We start from the raw sequence: 24,767 nt of genomic DNA on the forward strand, positions 1-24,767 counted from the left end.
ATATTTAACTGTTTGAAACTAATTTATATTCTTCTTTAAATATCACCGTACAAGATGTTTGCTTGCACCGCCCAAAATACCTATTTTTAGGTACATGGCCGCAAGTTTGCTGCAAAATTACTATAAATTCATGATTTATCAAAGTGTTTTTGCTAAAAATTCAATTAAAATTCTTACTTTTGCCGAAAATTAGAAATAGTATAGATTATGAATTTCAAGTACGACGTCCTCGTTATAGGCGGAGGCCATGCCGGAAGTGAAGCCGCTGCAGCTGCTGCGAACATGGGAGCCAAGACATGCCTCATCACAATGGACATGAACAAGATTGGACAGATGAGCTGCAACCCTGCCGTGGGTGGAATCGCCAAAGGACAAATTGTAAGAGAGATTGATGCATTAGGCGGACAGATGGGTATAGTCACCGACAAGACCGCCATCCAGTTCCGTATGTTAAATATAGGTAAAGGACCTGCCGTATGGAGCCCTCGAGCTCAATGCGACAGAGGAAAGTTCATATGGGAATGGAGAACCATTCTCGACCATACCGACAATCTGGACATCTGGCAAGACCAGGCTGAAGAACTGTTAGTGGAAAACGGAGAAGCTGTTGGAGTACGCACCATTTGGGGCGCTGAGTTCTTCGCTAAAAGCATTATCATTACTGCTGGAACTTTCCTCAACGGACTGATGCATGTAGGAAGGAAAATGGTAGAAGGAGGCAGATGCGCAGAACCTGCAGTACATCACTTCACAGAAAGCATCACACGATGGGGAATCACAACCGCAAGAATGAAAACAGGAACTCCTGTTCGCATCGACAAGCGAAGCGTGCATTTCGAAGATATGGAAATTCAGCCTGGCGACAGCGACTTTCATCAATTCTCGTATATGGGCGAACACAGAGTGCTGAAACAGTTGCCTTGCTGGACTTGCTATACTAATAATAAAGTACACGAGACACTAAAAAGCGGACTTGCCGACTCTCCTCTTTACAACGGACAGATTCAAAGCACAGGTCCTCGCTATTGTCCAAGTATAGAAACCAAACTCGTCACGTTCCCCGACAAAGATCAGCATCCTCTCTTCCTGGAACCAGAAGGAGAAGACACCAACGAGATGTACCTGAACGGATTTTCTTCCAGTATGCCTATGGACATACAGCTCAAAGCTCTTCACGAGATACCTGCGCTGAGAGATGCGAAAATCTATCGCCCCGGTTACGCCATAGAGTACGACTACTTCGACCCCACCCAACTGAAACACTCATTGGAGTCAAAAATCATCAAGGGCTTGTTCTTCGCCGGACAGGTGAACGGAACAACAGGATACGAAGAAGCTGGCGGACAAGGAACCGTTGCAGGAATCAATGCCGCACTTTATTGCACTGGCAACAAGACTTTCGAAATGCAAAGAGACGAATCTTACATCGGTGTGCTCATCGACGACTTGACAACAAAGGGAGTGGACGAACCTTACCGTATGTTTACCTCTCGTGCCGAATATCGCATTCTTCTCAGACAGGACGATGCTGATGCCCGACTCACAGAAAAAGCATACGAATTGGGAATTGCCAAAAGAGACAGATTTGAATGGTGGATGCAAAAGAAAGAGCAAATCGATAGAATCATCGAATTCTGCGCCAACTACCCGATCAAGAAAGAAATGGTCAATTCCAAACTGGAAGCTTTAGGCACTACTCCACTCAGAGCTGGCTGCAAACTGATAGACCTGGTGGTACGACCTCATCTGAATTTGCAAAACTTAGCGGAAATTATCCCTGATTTGAAGGAAGTGATAAATGCTCCCGCCAATCGCAAAGAAGAAATCACAGAGGCTGCAGAAATCAGAATGAAGTACAAAGGATACATTGACCGGGAAAGAATCATCGCCGACAAGATGCACAGACTCGAGAATATCAAAATTAAGGGAAGATTCAACTACGAAGAACTTCACGAGATATCTACCGAAGGACGCCAGAAACTCTCGAAGATAAACCCCGAAACTCTGGCACAAGCAAGCCGAATCCCGGGCGTTTCTCCAAGCGACATCAACGTCATGCTTGTACTGCTCGGCAGATAGGAACCACACCCAGCTCCTACCCTTGCGAAACTATAAAACAAGCAAATGTTTCACGTGAAACCACAACAAAGCTAAAATATTGATAATAACACCTTTAACACCGGTTACATCAAGAAAAATAGAGTTAAAGCGTCACTTTAAGCATAAGCTAAAGTACATGCTGTACAGGGATAGAAATAAAGAGCAAGAACAACAAGAAAGAAGTAACAAATTAAACATATAAAAGAAATGAACAACAAGTTATTATTAGACAATCTGAGAAGCATTCCCGATTGGCCAATCAAGGGAGTGAACTTCCGCGATGTCACCACTCTTTTCAAGAGTCCGGAAGCCCTCAAAGAGATCAACGACGAAATGTATGAACTCTACAAAGACAAAGGCATCACAAAGATCGTAGGCATCGAATCTCGCGGTTTTGTCATGTCTTCTGCCTTAGCCATACGACTGGGAGCTGGAGTCGTACTTTGCAGAAAACCCGGAAAACTCCCCTGCGAAACCGTACAGGAGAGTTATGCTAAAGAATATGGAATCGACACTATCGAAATCCACAAAGACGCCATCAATGAAAACGATGTTGTTCTGCTCCACGATGACTTGCTCGCCACTGGCGGAACCATGAAAGCTGCCTGCGACCTGGTTAAGAAATTCCATCCCAAGAAGGTTTATGCCAACTTCATCATCGAATTGGTAAACGAGAATTTCATAGGCAGAAAGGTCTTCGATAAAGACGTAGAAGTATCTACCCTCTTACAATTATAAAACACAAACCGCTATAGTTTCACGTGAAACAATAGCGGTTTTTTACCCTTAAATATAAAGGAAATGTCAAAACAAGACAATGAACAAAGATTAGCCAAGCTCAAAAATATAGTATTAAGTATGCCTGAAAAGCCAGGAAGTTACCAATACTACGACGAGAACCATACTATTATATATGTAGGAAAAGCTAAAAATCTGAAGCGAAGAGTATCTTCCTATTTCCATAAGGAAGTAGACAGATACAAAACAAAAGTGCTTGTTTCCAAAATTCACGACATTTCCTACACAGTGGTCAATACAGAAGAAGACGCACTACTGCTGGAAAACAGCCTGATCAAGAAATACAACCCCAAATACAACGTTTTGCTGAAAGACGGCAAGACTTACCCTTCTATTTGCGTAACCAACGAGCCTTTCCCGAGAATTTTCAAAACAAGAAACATCAACAAGCGCGTAGGAACATTCTACGGACCTTATCCTCACATAGGAAGCATGTATGCAGTACTTGAAATCATCAAAAAGCTCTACAAACCCCGCACTTGTCGCTTTCCTTTGACAAGAGAAGGCATCAGAGACGGAAAATACAAGCCCTGTCTCGACTATCACATACACAACTGCGGAGCGCCTTGCATCAACAAGCAAAGCTACGAAGAATATCAGGAAAACATGCGCCAGGCTCGTGAGATTCTGAAGGGAAACACACGGGAAGTAAGCAAATATCTCTACGATATGATGATGAAAAATGCCGAGATTCTTAAGTTCGAGGTGGCCGAAGAATACAAGAAAAAGTATATTTTGCTCGACGAATTTGAGGCAAAAAGCGAGGTTGTAAGCCACACCATTACCGATGTAGATGTATTTACTATCGTGAACGACGACAGCAACAAGAACGCATTTATCAACTATATCCACGTCAAAAATGGTACCATCAACCAGAGCTTTACCTACGAATATAAACGCAAGTTGGAGGAAAGCGACGAAGAGCTTTTGATAACTGCCATACCTGAGATAAGAGAACGTTTCCACTCTGCTTCCAAAGAGATTATTGTGCCTTTCGAGATGGAATGGAAATTAAAAGACGCCACTTTCTTCGTACCACAAAGAGGCGACAAGAAACATCTTTTGGAATTGTCGGAAATGAACTGCAAACAGTACAAATTCGACCGCCTTAAGCAGGCAGAAAAGCTCAATCCAGAACAAAAACAAACTCGACTGATGAAGGAATTGCAATCCAAATTAAAGTTGCCAAAACTGCCTTATCAGATAGAATGCTTCGACAACTCCAACATCTCCGGCACAGATGCCGTGGCAGGCTGTATCGTATATAAAGGAATGAAGCCAAGCCGTAAAGACTATAGAAAATACAACATAAAAACCGTTGTAGGTCCCGACGATTATGCATCGATGCAGGAGGTGGTAAGGCGCAGATACAGCCGTATGATAGAAGAAGGCACACCGCTACCCGACCTTATTATTACCGATGGTGGTAAAGGCCAGATGGAGGTTGTAAGAGCCGTAATAGAAGACGAGCTCAGGCTTCATATAAGCATAGCTGGACTCGCAAAAGACGACCGACACCGCACCAACGAGCTACTCTTTGGCTTTCCTCCTCAAACGGTTGCCATACCGACTGAAAGTGAGCTATTCAAAGTCCTCACACAGATTCAGGACGAAGTACACCGATACGCCATCACATTCCACCGAGACAAGCGGTCCAAGCATGCTTTACACTCCGAACTCGACGATATTAAAGGCATCGGCCCTAAGGCAAAAGAGGCACTTCTGAGCCATTTTAAAAGCGTCAAAAAGATAAAAGAAGCAAGCCTGGAAGCCCTAACAGAGATTGTGGGCCAGCATAAGGCAAGCATATTAAGGGATTATTTTGAAAATAATCAGCCTAAATGATGGCAATTCGGCAAAAATAATGTATATTTGCAGAAGATATAATTAAGAAATATGAGAATTGTAATACAACGCGTCGCACACGCATCTGTCGCCATCGAGGGAGAAGTAAAATCTGCTATCCAGCAGGGCTATCTCATCCTTCTCGGCATAGAGGAAAGCGACACTTCTGAAGACATAGACTGGTTAGTAAGAAAAGTAATTGGACTCCGTGTTTTCGATGACGAGAATCATGTGATGAATCGCTCTATTATGGATATAAAGGGCGAGATATTGGTCATCAGCCAGTTTACCCTATTCGCCAGCTACAAGAAAGGAAATCGCCCCAGCTGGCTAAGAGCTGCCAAACACGAGATAAGCGTTCCGCTCTACGAAGAGTTCTGCAAAAAGCTTTCTGAGTCACTTGGAAAGCCTGTAGGGACAGGGGAATTTGGCGCAGATATGAAGGTAGATCTGCTGAACGACGGCCCTGTTACCATCATGATGGACACCCATAATAAGGAGTAGATACAGACTATTCTATAGAACTGAAAAAATGAAAAGAATAGTAAAGTATAAAGATTGGCTATCAACCATAGGATTAATTCTGTCTATCGCCTTTTCACAAAGGTTATTAGACAACCAATGGGCTGTATACGCAGGTCAAACACTCATGATTATGGGTCTGAACCTGGAGTTCTTAAATGACAAAAGAGAGGACGGAAAGATTGGTATCTACAACACCATTGCCGCATTATTCTTCACTGGAATATGGCTAAGTTTAACCTATTTGATTATTAAAGATCATCTGTTATGACTATAAAAGAAGCACAAGATGCTGTAGACAAGTGGATTAAGCAATATGGAGTACGCTATTTCAGCGAGCTAACCAATATGGCTTGCCTGACTGAAGAGGTAGGTGAACTGGCTCGAGTCATAGCAAGAACCTATGGCGACCAAAGCTTCAAAAAGGGAGAAAAACCCAACCTTGGAGAAGAAATGGCCGATGTTCTTTGGGTACTTATATGTCTGGCAAATCAAACGGGGATTGACCTTACAGAAGAGCTTCAAAAGAGCTTCAACAAGAAAACCCAAAGAGATGCAGAAAGACATAAAAACAACCCTAAATTAAGCACAGAACAAGGAAAAGACAAACAATAAATATCAACAATAAAAAACATTAAGTATGAGCAGTATCAAGGAACAAGTTATTGCCCAGAAAAAAGGGCAGTACAGCGAGATGGACGACAAGTATTTGTCTGTTTTGAAACAGTATAACTGCGACCTCAACGACGAGGAAGTAGCAGCAGAAGTCAAGAAAATACTCGACGAGAAAGTGGCTGAGAACGAGACCATGGAGGTAAAGAAATTCCTCTTTGGAAGCATCGAGTTGACCTCTCTTCATACCGAAGATACAGAGGAAAGCATCCTGAAAATGATCGAAAAGGTAAACCAGTTTGCCAAGGATTATCCACAGCTTCCTCATGTAGCTACCGTATGCACCTACCCTAACTTTGCTGGACTGATCAGCCAGAGCTTGGAGGTTGATGGCGTGGAAATCGCCGTCGTAAGCGGCAATTTCCCTTCTTCACAGACATTTATAGAGGTAAAGATAGCCGAGACCGCCATGGCCATCAAAGACGGCGCTACAGAGGTGGATATCGTGATGCCTGTAGGCAAGTTCTTCAGCGAGGATTACGAAGGTCTTTGCGACGACATCCAGGAACTGAAGGAAACCTGTGGAGAGCACAAGATGAAATGTATCCTTGAGACAGGTTGCCTGAAGAACTGCAGCAACATCATGAAAGCCTCTATCTTAGCCATGTACTCTGGCTCCGACTACATCAAGACCTCTACAGGTAAGGAGAAGATTTCTGCCACTCCTGAGGCTGCATACGTAATGTGTCAGGCCATCAAAGCATACTACGAAAAGACTGGCATTCAGATAGGTTTCAAGCCTGCAGGTGGCATTAATACCGTCCACGATGCAGTAGTTTACTACACCATCGTAAAGGAAGTCTTAGGCGAAAAATGGCTGACCAATCAGTGGTTGCGACTCGGTACATCACGCCTTACCAACCTCCTCTTGAGCGAAATTTTAGGCAAGGAAATCAAGTATTTCTAAGGCATAGGCGTCATTAGCATTACTTCATACGCATAAGAGCTTGGTTCCAATCATTGGGAATCAAGCTCTTATTTTTTTATCGTAAACTGTATTAAATTGTATTTTCTATAAGGACTAAATGTTATGAAATCCTTATTCATTCTATGTTCTAAACTTTAGAATATAAGTTCTAAACTTTAGGATACAAGTTCCAAACTTTAGAACATAAGTTCTAAACTATAGAACATAGAATCATCCTAAGTAAAAAACTATATCTTCCTTTCTATAACATAATCTAAATAGGCTTTTAGAGCCTGATAGACATCCTTATCCTCTACGTAAGTATCAAGAAAATCCATAGACTCCGCATGGAATTCCCACATTCTCTTGTCTGCATATTCAATGCCTCCATTCTGTTTGGTAAAAGCCACCAACTGAGCTATTTCTTCCTGCGAAACATTATGTGCCTTTACCTTGCGGGCCAACTTCATCATCTGTTCGTTACCAGTAGAATTTAAAGCATAAATGACAGGCAGGGTCAATTTGCCCTCCACCATGTCATTACCCGTAGGTTTGCCAATCTCCTTAGAGTCATAATAATCGAAAATATCATCACGAATCTGGAAGATAATACCAAGATTCTGCCCGAATTTCTTTGCGGCCTCTACAGCCTCAATAGAAGCTTTTGCCGACAAGGCTCCTATCCCGGCACAAGCCTCAAACAAGGCAGCAGTCTTCTGCTTAATCACCTGATAATAAACATCTTCTGATATTTCCTGATTGTTGATACTATTCAACTGCAGTATCTCACCATTAGAAAGCACTCGACCCAATTCAGCCAGATAACGCACGATTTCCTCAGAGTGCGAATACGACACATGGAGCAAAGCAGTAGAAAGGATATAGTCGCCCACAAGTACAGCCACCTTGTTATTATAAGTAGCATTCACACTCGCCTGACCTCTTCTCTCTCCACTCTCGTCCACCACATCATCATGAACAAGAGAAGCCGTATGAAGCAATTCCAATCCCACAGCAGAATGCTGAGTAACTGAAGTTACCTTACCAAAATTCTTGGCCATCAGCAAAATAAGCATAGGGCGCATACGCTTGCCCGCACGCTGTCGAATATGATCGAGCGCCTGCGAGAGAAGACCATCGCCATGCATCAAAGACTTGTTGAACAAGTCTACAAAATCAGCCAATTCAGACTCTATAGGTTGCTTGATAAGTGATAAATAATCCATTATTTCCGAAATTTGTTACAAAATTAATCAATTCTTCGCGAAATGTGGCAATTTTTTAGTAATTTTACGCGATAAAAATAATTATTTATGGATAAACTGTTTCTTTTAGACGCTTACGCACTGATTTACAGGTCGTATTATGCATTCATGAAGAACCCACGAATCAATTCGAAAGGGCTCAACACTTCATGCATCATGGGATTCTGCAACACACTCAACGAGATACTTACCAAAGAAAAGCCTACACACATAGGAGTGGCTTTCGACCACGGAAAGACATTCCGCCACGAGGCTTTCCCTGCTTATAAGGCTCAACGTGAGGAAACTCCAGAAGACATCAAACTGTCTGTACCTATCATCAAAAATATCCTCGATGCCTACCACATCCCTATTCTGCAAGTTGACGGTTTCGAGGCAGACGACGTCATTGGCACCTTAGCCACAAAGGCAGGCGAAAAGGGTGTTGAGACCTATATGCTCACACCCGACAAGGATTATGGACAGTTGGTAAAAGACAATGTCTATATGTATCGCCCACAACATGGTGGAGGATACGAGAAACTCGGAACCAAAGAGATTGAAGAAAAATATAGCATCACTTCCCCACTCCAGGTTATCGACCTCTTGGCGTTAATGGGCGACTCTGCCGACAACTTCCCGGGTTGTCCAGGCGTGGGCGAAAAGACTGCCATCAAACTCGTCAACGAGTTTGGCAACGTTGAGAATCTGATAGAGAATTCTTCTAAGATAAAAGGAAAGCTGCGCGAAAAAGTAGAAGGTGCTATCGAAGACATCAAGATGTCGAAGTTCTTGGCAACCATCCGAACCGACGTGCCCGTTGCTCTCGATATGGACAATTTGAAGTTGGTAGAAGCCAACAAGGAAAAACTCGACGAAATCTTCACCGAATTAGAGTTTAAGTCCTTTGCCAACAGAGTTCTTAAAAAACCTCAACAAAAGCCAACAAACGCTTCATTAGAGCTTGATTTATTTGCCGAAAATCCGACCAATGGTAAGGATGAGCAGAAAAACGCGAATTTTGAGAGTATTAAAACTGTAGAACATAAATATAAACTCATTGATAATGAGGAAGATGCAAAGCGTCTTTATGATTATTTATTTACAAAACAAATTCTCAGTTTAGATACAGAAACTACTTCAACCCATGCTGTTGACGCCGAATTGGTAGGTTTGAGCTTTGCCGTGGAGGAAAAAGAAGCTTTTTATGTGGCTATTCCTTCCGATCGTGAAGAAGCCTTAAAATTCGTAAACATCTTTAAACCGCTCTATGAGAATCCAAAAATCATGAAAGTGGGACAAAACATCAAGTACGATTATGAGGTACTGATGAACTATGGTGTAGAGATACAAGGAAAGATGTTCGACACGATGATAGCTCATTACCTTATCCAGCCAGAACTCTACCACAATATGGATTATCTGGCAGAAGTATATCTGCATTATCAGACTGTACATATCGAAGACCTGATAGGGCCTAAAGGCAAAAATCAGAAATCGATGCGCGACCTGGCACCATCCGAAGTCTATGAGTACGCCGCCGAAGATGCCGACATCACTTTGCGACTCAAGAATGCACTGGAGCCCAAACTCAAGGAACTGAATCTGGAAGAACTTTTCTGGAATGTAGAGATGCCGCTCGTACCAGTGCTGGCACACATGGAGATGAATGGTGTCTGTATAGATACCAACACACTTAAAGAAACATCAGTCAACCTCACCAACAGGCTGACCGAGATAGAGCGCCACATCTATGAGTTGGCAGGCGAGTCATTCAACATAGCCTCTCCTCGACAAGTAGGAGAAATACTCTTTGGAAAGATGAAAATCGTAGACAAGCCAAAGAAGACCAAGACAGGACAATATGTGACAAGCGAGGAAGTGCTGCAACAACTCAGAAGCAAGAGTCCTATCATCGATGAGATACTGAACTACAGAGGGTTAAAGAAACTCCTCAGCACCTATGTCGACTCTTTACCAAAACTCATCAACCCTCGTACAGGACGCATTCATGCTTCGTTCAACCAAGCCATCACATCCACAGGACGTCTCTCATCCAGCGACCCTAACCTGCAGAACATCCCAGTACGCGATGACGACGGAAAGGAGATACGCCGATGCTTCATCCCAGAGCCAGGCTGTCTGTTCTTTTCTGCCGACTACTCTCAAATAGAGCTACGCATCATGGCCCATCTCAGCGAGGATCCCAATATGACGGAAGCCTTCCGCGAAGGCAACGACATCCATGCGGCTACAGCTGCCAAAATATGGCACGAAGACATTTCGCAAGTCACTGATGCTCAACGCAAAAAAGCAAAGACTGCCAACTTCGGAATCATCTATGGTATTACCACTTTCGGACTGGCACAACGCATGAATATCGAGAACAAGGAAGCCAAACAAATCATCGAGGACTATTTCCACACCTTCCCTGGCGTCAAGGCATACATGGAAAAATCTAAAGAGATAGTTCGGAAAAAAGGCTATGCCGAAACCCTCTTTCACCGTCGCCGCTATTTGCCGGACATCAACAGTCACAATGGCACTGTGCGTGGATTTGCCGAACGCAATGCCATCAATGCTCCTATCCAGGGTTCCGAGGCCGACATTATCAAAGTGGCTATGGTGCGCATCTTCAAACGCTTCAAGGCGGAAGACATCAAGAGCAAAATGATCATCCAGGTACACGACGAACTCAACTTCTCTGTTTATCCCGAAGAGAAAGAGAAAGTAGAGCAAATCGTAGTAGAGGAAATGCAGAATGCCTATCAACTGAACGTACCTTTGGTAGCAGATGCCGGTTGGGGAAACAACTGGCTCGAAGCTCATTAAAAACATTCATACCATTACATCTCGGTTGTTCCACATGAAACAACCGGGATGTTACTATCAACCAATACTGCCTCTCAGCAAAAAGCGGTGTTCTACCAACACATCAATTCTATATCTGATTAGTGTTGCCGTAAATACTGTATATCGCTCATATATAGATATTTACGCTACTTACATCTTTCGCCTTGATTGATTTCTTTCGAAATCCAAAAAGTGGTTTGTTTTTTTCAAAAAGAACTAAATGTAAATATTTATTACACTATTTTGCCTACTCTCTGTTGAGGCATCTAATAGTAAAAAAAGAGATTTTAGCATCAGTAGCACCCATATTTTACAACTTTTCTCAAACCATAATTCTATAGTCGTACAACTATACATACTCATGTCGTACGTTTTTACGGTTCATGCCGTACGACTATAGCGCTTATGTTGTACAACTATAGAATGCAATGTCGTACGACATGAAAATTACGGAACATGACCATTAATTCTTTATAATTATAACCATCTGATTTTTAGCAAATTCGCTTCGACCTTCATATTTTCGATATTTACAAACAAAAAAGAGTCTGACAAAAATACAGAAATCTCAGCGAAGGAAGTGTAAAGAACATTTCACGTATTTAGCCAATAGCACCTAATTGGTCTGAGAAGTTACACCATTCAAAAGAAACTCTTTAAAAAGCTATCATAAAGGCATCCACGAGGGCTGTAGATGCCTTTTTAGTTAATTTTCCACGATTTTTTCGTATCTTTCATTTATAATGTGTACCTTTACATTAAATTAAAAAAGTTTTTTAAAAAGCAACATAACAAATGAAGGAGAATATCAAAAAGAACTTGCTATTCACTATCTTGGTATTTCTGAGCCTAACGATTCATGCTCAGAAATACCAAGGAAGTATCGTTGACGCTGAAAGCCAACAAAGTTTGCCATTTGCCACTATCTATGTTGATGCCGACCATAAAGCCTTGGCTAATGCAAACGGAGAATTTTCCATAGAGACCTCAGCTACTGGCCATGCCAAAATTAGTTGTGTGGGGTATCAAGAAGCCCTTGTGCCAGTTTCCTCTCTCAATTCCATCATCAAACTTAAACCTTACACCATCAATCTAAAGGAGGTTACAGCTTATCCTATAGATGCCATCATCAATAAGATTATCAACAAGTTACTGGCAGAAACCGTTCAACATAAAGAACAAATGTCTAATTTCTTCTTCCGCCAATCCACCTTTAACGATAAAGTCTGCAACGAGTTCATTGAGAGTTGCTTCTGTGCTAAGTCAGAGATTTCTCTCAGAGGATTGTCTTTGATTACAGGCAGATATGCTGCCCTACCCTCAACGGAAAGCAATAGATATTCATATTGCACCAACTTCTTCTCTTTATCCCAACTTGGAATCTTATCACGCAAAGTGGTGAAAAACATGCCTATTCCCATTTTGACAAAAGACTATAAGAAGTATTATCATGTAGACTATACCGTTATCCAAAACCAGCAACATTACATCTATATAATTTCCTTCAAAGCAAAGAAAGGCATTCACCGCAGTATTCTTGAAGGCAATCTTTACGTGGACAGTGAATCGCTTGATGTTCTTAAGTTTGCCGGCCATCTTTCGCATTCCACTCTATCTCCGTCCAAACACGAGAAACTTCCACTCAATCTATCCATAACCACTTTATATACTTCGCAACGAGGATTTACAGAGGTTGAAAGCGAAGACATCAACGGTAGCTATCACTATCTCGGCAAGCAGATTCGCATCAACATGCTCGTATTTAACATGGGCGAGAATAAGTTTAAAGGAAAGAAGCATATCAAATACAACTATAACCTCAAAGAGATTATAGCCAAGCAGAAATACAATCCACAATTTTGGAAAATAAACTTTGGCATCAAGAGAACTAAACTGGAACGCCAAGTGATAGAACTCTTCGAGAACAAGAATGTATTTACCAACGTGAAATAGTAAAGTATTGGATACGTGCCAAACAAAGAGCCAAGTATTCCAAGCCTTTAGGAACAGATGTTTTCAAGGATGGAAGCTATGCCACATTGAACCTATCGGTTTTAACAGTTCAAAAAGCATAAATGAAATAGATATACATTCTATTGAAGAGCATTTCCGTAAATATGCGAACCCATACAATATGTTTGTTCTACCAAAAGAAATTGGAGATTTAGGAGAGATAACAAGTATTTATTAATGAACAAAGAAGGAAATAAATTACCTTTTCCTTGCTACAACCAAATAAAAAGCGTAACTTTACCGAAATATCATAAAAATAAACGATTATGAAGGAAGAGGAAATCAAAGAATTGTTCGAGCAATTCGAAGCTATCGCCAACGAATACGAAGGCGTAGAGTGTTAGAGTGCAAGAGAACTTGCACAAGTGTTGGGTTATTCCAAATGGGAAAGATTTGAAGGTGTCATCGAGCGAGCTAAAGATGCTTGTATTAACGCTGGCGAAATGGTAGAATATCATTTTCCCGGCGTCGGGAAAATGATACCTCTAGCTAAAGGTGCTCAACGTGAGGTCAAAGACTACATGCTGACTCGTTATGCTTGCTACCTTATTGCCCAAAATGGCGATCCACGCAAGCCACAAATCTCTTTTGCCCAAAACTACTTTGCCGTACAGACTCGCCGAGCAGAACTGGTTCAAAAGCGTTTGCTGGAATACGAACGTGTACAAGCACGTGCAAAACTTGCAGAAACAGAGAAACGTCTCTCTGGTGTATTATATGAAAGAGGTGTGGACAGCAAAGGCTTTGCCATCATTCGCTCCTTGGGCGACAAGGCTTCGCCTACCAATGCTATATCCACATCAGAAAAAGGCTTGTGGATTCCTTTGACCCTGGAGCCAAAAAGTATAGCCTTACTGATATGAGGAAAATGGGAGAAAACTGAGAATACTTTCTTCCAGTCGCCCTCGTCTATTCCATATTTTCTTATCTCATACCCCAGTTCGGGATAACCGAGTGTTTTATACAATATAAATGCAGCGTGAATACGCCTCCTCCCCATACCATTAGGAGTGGGTAATAACAGAAGGCTGAAAGAAGTTGTTTTGCCCTTAGAATAGTGACAGCTGTTTGGTGTCTTCGATGCAGTATCCCTGCAATGCCTTTGGCTTGTTGTCGAAGAAACAATATGCTCCCAATGCTGAGATGAGGTTCATGACAAAGTTGCTTACAGATCTATGGTGTGAGTGTACAATCTGTGCCGTATTCTTCAGCATGTCGTTAATGGTTTCGATAATGTATCTCTTGCGCAGCATCATTCTGTCATAGAACGGCATCATCATGTGTACTTCATGCTTGATACTGCCCCCAATGATTAGAAAAATCTGTCCTTTTTCCTTTTCGTAAATCCTGCAAGATGATATGATGAAAAGAATGAGGATAAAAAGAACACAAGTAACGATACCAAGGGGATAGTATGGTAACAAACGAAAGCAAAATTCCTCCAATGACGACTTCATAATGAAAGAAAGATTGAATAAAAAAAGGACTAAGAGATAATTATTCAAATAAAATGTGTATATTTGCGGTAGACTTTGCTCTACAACCTAAACAGACAATAACAAAATGTTGCACACCATTTATTTCATTTACGGACTGTGCGTCATGTTCTATTTCATGATGTCATGGCTCTTCTTCCATAAGGACAAAGAACTACTATCAAGACTCGTGGCAGTCTTGATGCTGGTTATCGGTGTGCAATGTTTGAAGAATCTATATTTTATCAAACCCATAAACGATCCTAACGAGATAAGATGGATGATAACAATAGCTTCCGACGTGGTGGCAATCCCTTTATACGCCTTTATCCTCATCGAACTATGCAGTCCTACAAGCCTCACCCGTCGTACTATCATCGTGCATGAGCTACTATTTATAGCACCTTTTGTCCTCTTCATCTTGACCAAAAATGTCTTATTCTATTACGCTGAGGTGTTCGAAACATTCACTTATAGCCTTTATTTTACGATATGGGGAATCATCGCCATTCCCAGATACAACAGAGAACTAAAACAACGCTTCTCCTACACCAAAAACATCAATCTAAACTGGTTGCGCGCCATATTCCTGTCATTTGTATTCATCTTGATACTCTGGATAGCTAACAGCATATATGCAGATTATATCATCGAAGCACTATATATGAGCATTTCTTTGGTGGTATGGATGTTCATAAGCTACTATATCTATAAACACGAGTCAGTGCTTGACGAACTATCTGACAGTCAATATATTGACATGCAAGATGACACTGCAACCATCACAAAAGACACCCAAATCGGAAAACGCATAGCCATTCTTTTCGAAAAAGAAAAGGTTTATCTGAACCCTAACCTCAAAGTATCAGACATAGCTGCAACCATAGGCACCAATCGCACCTACGTCAGTGCATACTTCAACAAAGAAACTCAATGTACCTTCTACGACTATGTCAACAGATTCCGCATCGAATACGCCTGTAAGCAACTTGACTGTACGGACGACAAAATCGTTCAGATAGCTGAGACTTCTGGATTCAATAGTGCGCAGGCTTTTATCCGTGTTTTCACCAAGATAAAAGGAATATCTCCCAGCAAATATCGTAAAGAGAGAAACAGATGATTCGCAATGTATTTAGAATCCGTTGCAAATCGTTTTTTTACGCATTGCCACCTCTATTTACCTTTTGCAAAGAATAATTTGAGAGATTGTTAACTATCTTTCTTCGTTTATTCCTAAATTTGCAAAAAGATGAAAACATAAAAGTCATCTATATTACTAATAATCAATAATCAATCATCTAACTACAAAGCTTATGAAGAAAATGAAACAAATGGCACTTGCAGTCTTGTTGATGCCACTCTTATTTGCTTGCTCAGGAGGCAGTTCGACCGACACCAACCTGTATGGCTCTCTACCAGAGAAATATGAAAAGTTTATGCAGGAAAAAGCCGATCTGAAGAAACAGGCCGAGAACATCAAGACAGAAGCCGATAAAAAGGAATTGATCGAGAAATCGGAAAAGATGCAAGCGGAATGGAAAGTAAAGATCGAAGAATGTGCAAAAACTCTCAATGGCAAACCTATTGAGGTAGAGAAATGTGATTTCACAATAACAACTCCCCTCACATTAGAGTTTACTGACTTCTATAGTAACTCTAACTTGACGCCTTCATTCAAGATAAATGGTGAAGCTACAGCCACATCAGACATGAAGACAGGCAATGATTTTGTCCTCCCAAGCGAGAATGTTTACCTCGTAGGGTACAACGCTGAAGGTCAGGAGGTTTACAAGACCCTGGTAGGCAACATTGCAGCTGAAAATGTGGATGGTAAGGCATTTGTAAAAGCTGGCACACCCGTGGAATTTAAAAAGTTAAAATTCAGTAAGTCAGACATCGAAAATGGTTGCAAGGATGCCAAGACCTACAAGTTGGAACTTAAACGCCTCTAATAAATAATCCAAGTTTCGCAAGTTCAGAAGTTAAAGAAGTTAAAGGAGTTAAAGGAGTTAAAGGAGTTATCGCTTCCTACGGTCGCTGAGGAGTAAAGACAATAGACTTTTTGGCGCAGTTTTTAAGTAGCAAGACATACGTCTTAACTTCCTCCTTAATTCCTTTAACTTCCTGGTATGCGAAAGTTCAGTAAATAAAAAATAGAAGATTATGGAAGAACTCATAAAAACCATCAAACAATATAAAGGAATCGCTATAAATGCCAGCGCAGTCCTTATGTTTATATTCTTCGGATTCGGTTCTGTCCTTGACGTGATGGGGAAAGTCCAGATGAACGGATTGAACTTGTTGTTTAAAGGCAGTAGATTAGGTTTTCACTGGTTTTTAGCATTGTTAATATTATTAGTTCCGATACTGATAGTATTAGGCAAATCTGTAAAACTGAAGTTTACTGGCAAGATGAATGAGAACTACTACACCATATGCTTCGTAGTAGGATTCATCCTCTGCGCTGTCTTTGGCTTAACACTGAAAGATCAAGTCAGTTTAGCTTGGGGTGGTTGGCTTTATATGGTGACAGCCGCAGTAGGCATCGCTTTATGTAATATCGAAAAATTGGCAAAAAACAAAACGGAATGATAAAATCGAAAAGGCGCTTCTACTATCTTATCGGCTGTGGAAGCACCTTATTCTTTCTGGCTATCGCAGTCTGGATAGGTATATGCCTGCTCAACCGCCCTCCCTATCTCATGCCCGACACAACAAGGTTTGAAACAGGTGATATCTTTTTCAGCGTGGGTGACTCGTGGGAATCGGTAGCTGTAAGAGCACTATCGGGTACCAGATCCCTTGAGGTGGCCGACTCTACCCCATCCCATTGCGGCATAGTCATCAGGAATGACGATGGGGTAAAGTTAGTTCATGCCTCTACTGTAGCCAAAAAGATCGTCATGGAAACAACAGAAGAATATCTACGCAACAACGGCTCATACTGCATCTATACCAGGAAGGCTCCCTGTAGAGTGGACACCCTGGCCATCAGAAAGACCGTAGAGGCATTGGTGTCGAAAGGTGTGCCTTTTGATTTCAAATTCGACCATACCACCCCTGATGCCCTCTACTGCACAGAGATGGTGGTAAGCGTATTTGAAGCCAACAATTACTTCTGCTTCTCCAAGTTACGTAAACATAGCTATATGTATCCCGTCGATCTTTTGACTCTGATTGCTCTGCAGGAAGAATCAAGTAAAAAACACTAAAGCCATTAATGGTAACAGAAGATGACAAAACTCGTTGTCATCATACATGATAACAGAAAAAAGCAAGTAGGGTGTATCATCCTTTTTGATACACCCTACTTGATAATTATCTTCCCAACAATATCTTCTTTATATCGTTGAGTTTATTCAATGCCTCTACCGGGGTAAGATTGTTGACATCCAAGCCGAGGATTTCATCACGTATCTGCGTCAACACAGGATCATCAAGCTGGAAGAAACTGAGTTGCATACCCTCCTTCTGCTCATCAAGATGCTTTACATTAGGTTTGCCTGCACCCCCTACTCCCGCATTATCATCTTCCAACTGTTTCAGTATCACGTTGGCACGATTTACAATGCTTCTGGGCATACCGGCAATTTCAGCTACATGAATACCAAAGGAATGCTCACTTCCACCAGGTTCCAACTTGCGCAGGAAGATAACTTTTCCGCTCACCTCCTTCACACTCACATTGAAGTTTTTGATACGCGCGAAGTTCTTCTCCATCTCGTTAAGTTCATGATAATGAGTGGCAAAGAGTGTACGCGCCTGAGCCTTCTTATGTTCATGCAGATACTCCACAATGGCCCATGCTATAGAGATGCCGTCATAGGTGGAAGTACCACGTCCCAATTCGTCGAAGAGCACCAACGAGCGAGGCGATACATTATTCAAAATGTTAGCAGCCTCAGTCATCTCCACCATAAAGGTAGACTCTCCCAAAGAGATATTGTCGCTGGCTCCCACACGGGTGAAGATCTTATCCACCAAACCTACTCTCGCACTCTCAGCAGGAACAAAACAACCCACTTGAGCCAACAGAACTATCAAAGCCGTCTGTCGCAGCAGAGCCGATTTACCAGCCATATTAGGACCCGTAATCATCATAATCTGCTGTTTCTCTGTATCAAGCAACACATCATTAGGCACATATCTCTCCCCTAATGGCAACTGGGTCTCGATAACAGGATGACGTCCCTGCTTGATATCGAGCACCTGCGAGTCGTCTATCACAGGCCTTACATATCTGTTCTCGTCCGAAGCCTTTGCAAACGACAACAGACAGTCCATTCGGGCTATCAGGTTGGCGTTGATCTGTATTTGTGGAATATATTCCTGCATGGCAACAATCAGCTCATTGAAAAGCTGCGTTTCCAATATCAATATCTTCTCATCTGCACCGAGAATCTTCTCCTCATATTCCTTCAGTTCCTGGGTGATGTAACGTTCTGCCTGCGCCAGAGTCTGCTTGCGAATCCAGTCTTCAGGCACCTTGTCCTTAAAGGTATTACGAACCTCGAGATAATAACCAAAGACATTGTTATAGCCCACTTTAAGGCTCGATATACCCGTCTTCTCTATCTCCCGCTCCTGTATCTTGAGCAGATAGTCCTTTCCATGTCGGCTGATAGCACGCAGGTCGTCCAGTTCGGCATGATAGCCATCGGCTATAACATCTCCCTTATTAACCAACTGAGGCGGATCGGGCTGTATCTCCTTGGCGATGCGTTCCCTCAGCGTATCACACAGATTGAGTTGCTCTCCCACTCGTCTCAAAGCCTCATTCTTGGCATGCTCGCAAGCTGTCTTGATAGGCCGAATGGCTTCCAGGGCATGCTGCAGCTGCACTACCTCACGTGGAGAAACTCTGCCCACGGCAACCTTGGAAATAATACGTTCCAGGTCGCCTATGCGATGCAGCTGTTCATCCAGCAGTTGACGGAATTCTGGCTCTTTGAAGAAATATTCCACGATGTCGAGTCGCTCATTGATAGGGCGTACATCCTTCAAAGGGAATACAAGCCATCTGCGGAGCATACGTCCACCCATGGCCGTTACCGTACGGTCGATAACATTCAGCAGCGAAGAACCATCCTCCTGCATCGGAGCTACAAGTTCCAAACTACGTATGGTGAAGCGGTCCATGCGTACAAACTTGTCTTCCTCTATGCGCGAGAGGGCCGTGATATGGTTAATCTGGGTATGCTGAGTAATCTCAAGATACTGCATGATGGCACCGCTGGCGATAACACCATTCTTCAGGTGTTCCACACCAAAGCCCTTCAACGACTTGGTCTTGAAATGCCCCAACAGTTTCTGGCGAGCAGTCTGTTCTGTAAACACCCAGTCGTCCAGTTCGAAAGTACAGTATTTGGTACCGAAAGCCTGCTCAAACTTCGACTTCATGGCGCGGTCATAAAGCACCTCTTTAGGCTGAAAATTTGCCATCAGTTTCTCCACATAATCGGGAGTTCCCTCTCCTGTCAGGAACTCTCCTGTAGAGATATCGAGGAAAGCCACACCGCAGGCCGCCTTTCCGAAGTGCACGGCAGCAAGAAAGTTGTTTTCCTTGTAGTTCAGCACATTATCGCCCATGGCCACACCCGGTGTCACCAGTTCGGTAATGCCACGCTTCACCATCTTGTCCATCTGGCTCAGTCCTTTCTTGCCCTTTATTTCCTGACGCTTCTTCTTTGGGTCTTCCAGCTGGTCGCAAACAGCCACGCGCTTACCAGCCCTTATCAACTTGGGCAGATAAGTGTCGAGAGCATGATGAGGGAAACCAGCCATCTCTGCTCCACCTGCCGAACCGCCATTGTTACGACGTGTCAGCGTGATGCCGAGAACCCTGGAAGCCTCTATCGCATCCTCGCAATATGTTTCATAGAAGTCGCCACATCTGAAGAGCAACAATGCCTCGGGATGCTTTGCCTTCATCTCGAAAAATTGCCTCATCATGGGCGTCAGACCTTTATCGTTGTTTGCCATTGTTTATTTCCTGTACTTATTTATTTGTTCCGAAACGGCTATACCATGACTTTTCCAGCCGTATCATCAGAATTGCAAAAATATGAAAAAATGAGGAGAAAACAAAATGATTCTACATTAATTTAATGTTTTTTTGATGGAAAAGAGCTTCCTTTTGAACGTTTTCGATAATAATTACGTACTTTTGTATCGAAAAGTTGAGTTACGAAAGAAGACCAACAGAAAAGCAAATATGACAAAACGACAAACATACATCATAGCTTTAGCCATCACTTGCTGCATACTTGTGGCAATAGGCATGACTTTACACTTTGGCAGAAAAGCCTCTACACCACCCGCCCCCACACCTAAACCCAATATCGTGGCAAAGGAAAAGCCACAGCCCAAAGACACCATTAAGAAGGTGAAACCTGTGGTCAGAAAAACAGACTACACCATCAGCGGAACTCTTACCGATGAGGAGGGGAACGGAGTGGCCGACGTCATCGTCAGCGATGGCTACACCTGTGTGAAAACCGATTCTACAGGCAGATACAAGATGAAGCGAGACAGTCTGGCACGGTTTATATACTATTCTGTTCCAGCTGATTGCGAGGTTCCCACCCATTCTGATACCGACCGCACGGCTTGCTTCTATCAGGCTGTCAAAGCTAAAAAGAAGATATACGACTTTACGCTTACCCGCCTGCCTTATGGCAAGGAGAGGCAGTATAAGATGATCGTTATCGGCGACCCGCAGGTTACCAATGCCATCAGCCCCTATTACGACTCGCCAGACGACAATCCCATCAAGAAAAGCGACGTAGAACGATTTACTACCCAGACGATGCGCGACATCCGACAAACTATCAGAGACCAGAAACCCGGTACACCCGTCTATGGACTCAGTATGGGCGATGATGTACAATACTATGGTGGCTACAATCCACAACTGGAACGTCAGATTCGCGAGGCTTTAGGCTCGTCAGAGATGCGACTCTTCTCCGTTATAGGCAACCACGACCAGGACGGAAAGTCACTCTACAAACGCAAATGGGAGGAAAACTTCGGACCTACCGACTATTCCTTCGACCGTGGCGATGAGCACTATGTATGCATCAACAATTGTTTCTTCACCAAGGGCAAGGCCTATTATTCGCCTGGCGAACTGCACGCCTCGCAGATGCGATGGCTCAAACAAGACCTCGCGCTCACCCCCAAAAATAAGAAGGTAATACTTTGCTACCACATTCCATTTACATTTGGCAACGCCCCCTATAGAAAGGCAAAACCCGTTGGCATAGAGAGCGAGAAAGGACATTTCACGTCTTCCCGCCTGTCGTCGCTGCTTGCTCTTTTAGAATCATTCGAGGGAGGATACGAACTCTTCTGCGGTCACACCCACTTTGCCTGCAACCATGAGATAGAATATGAGGGACGCCATGTCATGGAGCATTGCCATGCTGCCGCCTGCGGAAACATCTGGCAGTCGAACGTAAACATCTGCGGAACGCCCAATGGCTATTATGTCTATACCTTCGAAGGCACCCGCCTCGCCGACTGCTACTACAAGGGCACATTCTGGAAAGCCAACAAGCAGATGACACTCTTTCGTGCCGAAACCAACTTCAATCAGGAATCATACGCCGACGACTGGAACCTGCCATCAAAAAAGAATGTACTGATAGCCAATGTGTTCAATGCCGACAGCCGTTGGAAGATATATGCCATCGAAGACGGCAGACAATATCCCATGCACCGCATCAGCAGCAAGGGACAGGATGCCTTTGCCACGGGTTATCACCACAAGTACAGCGAATCGGTATCATACTGGTTCGTCAGCAAGCAGAATGGTTACCTCATCATGAACCACCTGTACTATTATGAGCCCAAGAATCCCGATGCCCATATCACCATCAAGGCGATCGACCCTTATGGACACACCTATACGGCCAGCAGTTCTGACGTCATCACCGAACCCTTTGCCAACTTCGCACACTACTACAAGAGCGAATACAAAGAAGTTAAGAAGCAGAAGGAACAGATGCGCAAAGATTCGCTCGAAACAAAGAAAGAAGACCATGCCAATGCAATACAGTAATCTTATCGCTTTGACTTAAAAGAACTTACATTTAACATCATTTGCACAGAATAATTTGGAACTTATCCAAAAAAGTTATATATTTGCCACATCTATCCATCATCATGATGAATAGTGAAAGTAATTAACCTTAAAAAATAACTTTTTAAAACGAAACATTATGAAAAAGTATGTATGTGATGTATGTGGCTGGGTGTACGACCCAGAAGTAGGCGATCCTGAAGGCGGTATAGCACCAGGAACAGCTTTCGAAGACATTCCCGACGACTGGGTTTGCCCTCTGTGCGGAGTAGGCAAAGACGAGTTCAGCCCCATGGACTGATATAAGTTACTAACCCACTCATTCTTTTAACTTTTTTATATAGGAGGAAACATGATGACAAAAACAAGACAAGTGTACCGCTGCCCTATCTGCGGCAACGTAGTAGAAGTATTGCACTCAGGAGCCGTTCTGAGTTGCTGTGGACAACCCATGCAGTTGATGGAAGAAAACGCCACCGACGGAGCTTATGAGAAGCATGTGCCTGTCATTGAGCCCATAGAAGGCGGTTATCGGGTAAAGGTGGGAAGCGTAGAACATCCGATGCTTCCAGAGCATTACATCCAGTGGATAGAGTTGCTCACCCCTACAGATGTGCTTCGTCACGAGTTGAAGCCAGGCGAAAAGCCTGAAGCTATCTTCCTGACCAACGCAGAAGCCAAGGATGTTGTGGCTCGCGAATACTGCAACCTTCATGGTCTGTGGAAAGGGGAAATCTAAAGAATATTATTATCCGGGAGGGTGTGTCTCTATACTTTAGACACACCCTCCTGCTTTTTTATCCATTTCATCAAGCAACTTTTCTCTAAAAACCTTGGAACATATTGAAATAATTCGTATACTTGCACCTGGTAATGCCAAAAACCTAATTATAAATCATAAAAACGCGTTTAAACAGAAATGCGTATTAAGCATACAATTTTAATTATTAACATTTAAATTACATCAATTATGAGAAGAACAATCTTTACCCTTATCATGCTTTGTATCGCAACCCTAACCCTGCAGGCACAAGATGTCTGGACTGCAGCAGGTTCCAGTACACTCTTCGGTTCTCATTGGGATGAAAAGGATACCCGCAATGACCTGACTCCTTTAGGAAATGGCATCTGGGAGCTCACCAAAACCGACTGCATTCTTGAAAAAAATGTGAAATACGAACTTAAAGTTCTGAAGAATCATAATTGGGCAGAATCGTACCCTCAAACCAACGCCAACTATGTCTTTATGGTAGAAGAGACAGGTACCTATAACGTCACTATCCAGTTTAATGAAACCAACTACGAAGTCGGGGTAATCACCAAAAAGACAGGTGATGCTGTCATTGGTGAAAAGACATGGACTGTAGCTGGATTTGGCACAATTCTCGGAGTAGAATGGGATCCGGAAGCAACAGAAAACGACATGATCAAACAGGAAGATAACGTCACCTACATTCTGACCAAGACCAATCTGACCATTGCTCAAGGCGGTTATAAATATAAGATCTGTGCAAACCACAGTTGGGCTGAAAACTATGGTGATGATACTGACCCAGAAGGTAATGCCTCCATTTATATCGCAGCAGACGGAATCTACGACCTTACTTTCACCTTCAACTCAGAGACCCACGAGGTTTCCTGCGTTGTAACTAAAAAAGCAGATGCCGTAATTGGCAAGGTATGGTCTGTTGCTGGAGACGAAGGACTATTTGAGACAGCATGGGACCAACTATCCACAGACAACGAGATGACAAAGCAAGAGAATGATATATATACCTTGGTAAAGAGGGGCAGAAGCCTTAGTGCCCAGACTTACGAATACAAGGTATGTGCCAACCATACCTGGACAGAAAGCTATGGCACTGGCACAGATTATAATGCTTACCTCGACATCACTGAAGCCGGAATCTACGACGTTACCTTCACCTTCAATTCAGTAACTAAGGAGGTATCAGCTACAGCTGTACGCACCGATACAGATGGCATCAGCCAGATTGCCGGCGACGTCAAAGCTAAGAGCGTAGTCTTCAACCTTCAGGGACATCGTGTTTCAACTCCTAAACAGGGAGTTTATATCATCAACGGTAAAAAAGTGGTCGTAAAATAATAAAAACTGCTCAAAGTAATCAATCAGAAAGAGGGTGTGTCATAAGTCAGTGACGCACCCTTTTTTTGTGTTTTTGTATTTATTGTTCAATACAAAAGTATTGATTAGTTTCATATAAGTAATACTTTTATAGCGTTAAAATGGT

At 42.8% G+C, this 24,767-nt stretch carries 19 protein-coding genes and 3 pseudogenes; 18 read left to right on the forward strand and 4 right to left on the reverse strand.

Translation table 11 applies throughout. The features are described 5' to 3' along the window. Positions 1 to 207: 207 nt before the first annotated feature. The 7 genes from mnmG (at position 208) to deoC (ending at position 6,844) form a co-directional block, all read left to right on the forward strand. Positions 208 to 2,079 carry a tRNA uridine-5-carboxymethylaminomethyl(34) synthesis enzyme MnmG gene (gene mnmG, locus P3T48_RS07400; protein WP_276506231.1) on the forward strand — a complete coding sequence of 624 codons (1,872 nt, stop codon included), beginning with the start codon at positions 208 to 210 and terminating at the stop codon, positions 2,077 to 2,079. Between the two features lie 228 nt (positions 2,080 to 2,307). Beyond that, positions 2,308 to 2,838 (forward strand): adenine phosphoribosyltransferase, encoded by a 531-nt coding sequence (locus P3T48_RS07405; RefSeq protein WP_276506232.1) that lies wholly within the window; start codon positions 2,308 to 2,310, stop codon positions 2,836 to 2,838. Positions 2,839 to 2,901: 63 nt separating this feature from the next. Beyond that, positions 2,902 to 4,743 (forward strand): excinuclease ABC subunit UvrC, encoded by a 1,842-nt coding sequence (gene uvrC / locus P3T48_RS07410; RefSeq protein WP_276506233.1) that lies wholly within the window; start codon positions 2,902 to 2,904, stop codon positions 4,741 to 4,743. A gap of 51 nt (positions 4,744 to 4,794) precedes the next feature. Continuing rightward, entirely contained in the window at positions 4,795 to 5,247 is a 453-nt protein-coding gene (gene dtd, locus P3T48_RS07415) for a D-aminoacyl-tRNA deacylase (RefSeq protein WP_217758621.1), read from the forward strand. Between the two features lie 28 nt (positions 5,248 to 5,275). Further along, the gene (locus P3T48_RS07420) at positions 5,276 to 5,536 is read left to right on the forward strand and encodes a hypothetical protein (protein WP_276506234.1); all 261 of its coding nucleotides are present in this window, start codon (positions 5,276 to 5,278) and stop codon (positions 5,534 to 5,536) included. Further along, positions 5,533 to 5,880 carry a nucleotide pyrophosphohydrolase gene (locus tag P3T48_RS07425; protein ID WP_022253256.1) on the forward strand — a complete coding sequence of 116 codons (348 nt, stop codon included), beginning with the start codon at positions 5,533 to 5,535 and terminating at the stop codon, positions 5,878 to 5,880. Before P3T48_RS07420 ends, P3T48_RS07425 begins: the two co-directional genes overlap by 4 nt. A 79-nt stretch (positions 5,881 to 5,959) precedes the next feature. Next, positions 5,960 to 6,844 carry a deoxyribose-phosphate aldolase gene (gene deoC / locus P3T48_RS07430; RefSeq protein ID WP_158463906.1) on the forward strand — a complete coding sequence of 295 codons (885 nt, stop codon included), beginning with the start codon at positions 5,960 to 5,962 and terminating at the stop codon, positions 6,842 to 6,844. 248 nt (positions 6,845 to 7,092) lie between these two features. Here deoC and P3T48_RS07435 read toward each other — a convergent pair whose 3' ends face one another. Further along, positions 7,093 to 8,070: a polyprenyl synthetase family protein gene (locus P3T48_RS07435; protein WP_276506235.1), complete on the reverse strand. Its 978-nt coding sequence runs from the start codon at positions 8,068 to 8,070 to the stop codon at positions 7,093 to 7,095. An 87-nt stretch (positions 8,071 to 8,157) separates the two neighbouring features. Here P3T48_RS07435 and polA point away from each other — a divergent pair, with 87 nt between their 5' ends. From polA to P3T48_RS14335, 3 genes and pseudogenes are all read left to right on the forward strand, one after another. Further along, complete coding sequence (polA, locus tag P3T48_RS07440) at positions 8,158 to 10,920, forward strand: DNA polymerase I (protein ID WP_276506236.1); 2,763 nt, start codon at positions 8,158 to 8,160, stop codon at positions 10,918 to 10,920. An 816-nt stretch (positions 10,921 to 11,736) separates the two neighbouring features. Next, positions 11,737 to 12,894 carry a carboxypeptidase-like regulatory domain-containing protein gene (locus tag P3T48_RS07445; RefSeq protein ID WP_276506237.1) on the forward strand — a complete coding sequence of 386 codons (1,158 nt, stop codon included), beginning with the start codon at positions 11,737 to 11,739 and terminating at the stop codon, positions 12,892 to 12,894. A gap of 326 nt (positions 12,895 to 13,220) precedes the next feature. Beyond that, positions 13,221 to 13,730, forward strand: a pseudogene (locus P3T48_RS14335) (BRO family protein); the annotation flags it as partial. A 35-nt stretch (positions 13,731 to 13,765) separates the two neighbouring features. Here the strand turns inward: P3T48_RS14335 and P3T48_RS14400 are convergent. Both P3T48_RS14400 and P3T48_RS07455 read right to left on the reverse strand, forming a co-directional pair. Continuing rightward, positions 13,766 to 13,954: pseudogene (locus P3T48_RS14400) on the reverse strand (hypothetical protein); the annotation flags it as partial. Positions 13,955 to 14,003: 49 nt separating this feature from the next. After that, positions 14,004 to 14,231, reverse strand: a pseudogene (locus tag P3T48_RS07455) (transposase); the annotation flags it as partial. Between the two features lie 286 nt (positions 14,232 to 14,517). On the opposite strand from P3T48_RS07455, the gene P3T48_RS07460 reads away from it, so the two are divergent. From P3T48_RS07460 to P3T48_RS07475, 4 genes are all read left to right on the forward strand, one after another. Continuing rightward, positions 14,518 to 15,552: a helix-turn-helix domain-containing protein gene (locus P3T48_RS07460; protein ID WP_276506239.1), complete on the forward strand. Its 1,035-nt coding sequence runs from the start codon at positions 14,518 to 14,520 to the stop codon at positions 15,550 to 15,552. A gap of 193 nt (positions 15,553 to 15,745) precedes the next feature. After that, on the forward strand, positions 15,746 to 16,384 hold the full coding sequence (locus P3T48_RS07465; protein WP_276506240.1) for a hypothetical protein: 639 nt from the start codon (positions 15,746 to 15,748) through the stop codon (positions 16,382 to 16,384). Positions 16,385 to 16,595: 211 nt separating this feature from the next. Then, positions 16,596 to 17,024, forward strand: coding sequence for a hypothetical protein (locus P3T48_RS07470; protein WP_022251458.1), 429 nt, complete (start codon positions 16,596 to 16,598; stop codon positions 17,022 to 17,024). Next, positions 17,021 to 17,644 carry a YiiX/YebB-like N1pC/P60 family cysteine hydrolase gene (locus tag P3T48_RS07475; RefSeq protein ID WP_022251457.1) on the forward strand — a complete coding sequence of 208 codons (624 nt, stop codon included), beginning with the start codon at positions 17,021 to 17,023 and terminating at the stop codon, positions 17,642 to 17,644. The genes P3T48_RS07470 and P3T48_RS07475 overlap by 4 nt, the downstream gene beginning before the upstream one ends. A gap of 106 nt (positions 17,645 to 17,750) precedes the next feature. On the opposite strand, the gene mutS is transcribed toward P3T48_RS07475, so the two are convergent. Beyond that, complete coding sequence (gene mutS, locus P3T48_RS07480; protein ID WP_158463861.1) at positions 17,751 to 20,414, reverse strand: DNA mismatch repair protein MutS; 2,664 nt, start codon at positions 20,412 to 20,414, stop codon at positions 17,751 to 17,753. A gap of 232 nt (positions 20,415 to 20,646) precedes the next feature. Between mutS and P3T48_RS07485 the strand changes: the two genes are divergently transcribed. The 4 genes from P3T48_RS07485 to P3T48_RS07500 all read left to right on the forward strand — a co-directional run bounded on the left by P3T48_RS07485 (position 20,647) and on the right by P3T48_RS07500 (position 24,622). After that, positions 20,647 to 22,494 carry a calcineurin-like phosphoesterase C-terminal domain-containing protein gene (locus P3T48_RS07485; RefSeq protein ID WP_276506241.1) on the forward strand — a complete coding sequence of 616 codons (1,848 nt, stop codon included), beginning with the start codon at positions 20,647 to 20,649 and terminating at the stop codon, positions 22,492 to 22,494. Positions 22,495 to 22,654: 160 nt separating this feature from the next. Further along, the gene (gene rd, locus P3T48_RS07490) at positions 22,655 to 22,816 is read left to right on the forward strand and encodes a rubredoxin (protein ID WP_158463863.1); all 162 of its coding nucleotides are present in this window, start codon (positions 22,655 to 22,657) and stop codon (positions 22,814 to 22,816) included. Positions 22,817 to 22,870: 54 nt separating this feature from the next. Then, positions 22,871 to 23,254 carry a desulfoferrodoxin gene (locus P3T48_RS07495; protein ID WP_276506242.1) on the forward strand — a complete coding sequence of 128 codons (384 nt, stop codon included), beginning with the start codon at positions 22,871 to 22,873 and terminating at the stop codon, positions 23,252 to 23,254. 231 nt (positions 23,255 to 23,485) lie between these two features. Next, positions 23,486 to 24,622 carry a pullulanase X25 domain-containing protein gene (locus tag P3T48_RS07500; protein ID WP_276506243.1) on the forward strand — a complete coding sequence of 379 codons (1,137 nt, stop codon included), beginning with the start codon at positions 23,486 to 23,488 and terminating at the stop codon, positions 24,620 to 24,622. Positions 24,623 to 24,767 lie beyond the last annotated feature (145 nt).

Source organism: Segatella intestinalis, assembly GCF_029348455.1.
Lineage (GTDB): Bacteria > Bacteroidota > Bacteroidia > Bacteroidales > Bacteroidaceae > Prevotella.

Excerpts from the sequence above, each read along its gene's own strand:
- deoC (WP_158463906.1), top strand. The coding sequence starts at position 5,960 with ATGGACGACAAGTATTTGTCTGTTTTGAAACAGTATAACTGCGACCTC.
- P3T48_RS07420 (WP_276506234.1), top strand. The coding sequence starts at position 5,276 with ATGAAAAGAATAGTAAAGTATAAAGATTGGCTATCAACCATAGGATTA.
- mnmG (WP_276506231.1), top strand. The coding sequence starts at position 208 with ATGAATTTCAAGTACGACGTCCTCGTTATAGGCGGAGGCCATGCCGGA.
- uvrC (WP_276506233.1), top strand. The coding sequence starts at position 2,902 with ATGTCAAAACAAGACAATGAACAAAGATTAGCCAAGCTCAAAAATATA.
- mutS (WP_158463861.1), bottom strand. The coding sequence starts at position 20,414 with ATGGCAAACAACGATAAAGGTCTGACGCCCATGATGAGGCAATTTTTC.
- P3T48_RS07485 (WP_276506241.1), top strand. The coding sequence starts at position 20,647 with ATGACAAAACGACAAACATACATCATAGCTTTAGCCATCACTTGCTGC.
- polA (WP_276506236.1), top strand. The coding sequence starts at position 8,158 with ATGGATAAACTGTTTCTTTTAGACGCTTACGCACTGATTTACAGGTCG.
- P3T48_RS07460 (WP_276506239.1), top strand. The coding sequence starts at position 14,518 with ATGTTGCACACCATTTATTTCATTTACGGACTGTGCGTCATGTTCTAT.
- P3T48_RS07475 (WP_022251457.1), top strand. The coding sequence starts at position 17,021 with ATGATAAAATCGAAAAGGCGCTTCTACTATCTTATCGGCTGTGGAAGC.
- P3T48_RS07495 (WP_276506242.1), top strand. The coding sequence starts at position 22,871 with ATGACAAAAACAAGACAAGTGTACCGCTGCCCTATCTGCGGCAACGTA.
- P3T48_RS07405 (WP_276506232.1), top strand. The coding sequence starts at position 2,308 with ATGAACAACAAGTTATTATTAGACAATCTGAGAAGCATTCCCGATTGG.
- P3T48_RS07500 (WP_276506243.1), top strand. The coding sequence starts at position 23,486 with ATGAGAAGAACAATCTTTACCCTTATCATGCTTTGTATCGCAACCCTA.
- P3T48_RS07445 (WP_276506237.1), top strand. The coding sequence starts at position 11,737 with ATGAAGGAGAATATCAAAAAGAACTTGCTATTCACTATCTTGGTATTT.
- P3T48_RS07435 (WP_276506235.1), bottom strand. The coding sequence starts at position 8,070 with ATGGATTATTTATCACTTATCAAGCAACCTATAGAGTCTGAATTGGCT.
- dtd (WP_217758621.1), top strand. The coding sequence starts at position 4,795 with ATGAGAATTGTAATACAACGCGTCGCACACGCATCTGTCGCCATCGAG.
- P3T48_RS07425 (WP_022253256.1), top strand. The coding sequence starts at position 5,533 with ATGACTATAAAAGAAGCACAAGATGCTGTAGACAAGTGGATTAAGCAA.
- rd (WP_158463863.1), top strand. The coding sequence starts at position 22,655 with ATGAAAAAGTATGTATGTGATGTATGTGGCTGGGTGTACGACCCAGAA.
- P3T48_RS07470 (WP_022251458.1), top strand. The coding sequence starts at position 16,596 with ATGGAAGAACTCATAAAAACCATCAAACAATATAAAGGAATCGCTATA.
- P3T48_RS07465 (WP_276506240.1), top strand. The coding sequence starts at position 15,746 with ATGAAGAAAATGAAACAAATGGCACTTGCAGTCTTGTTGATGCCACTC.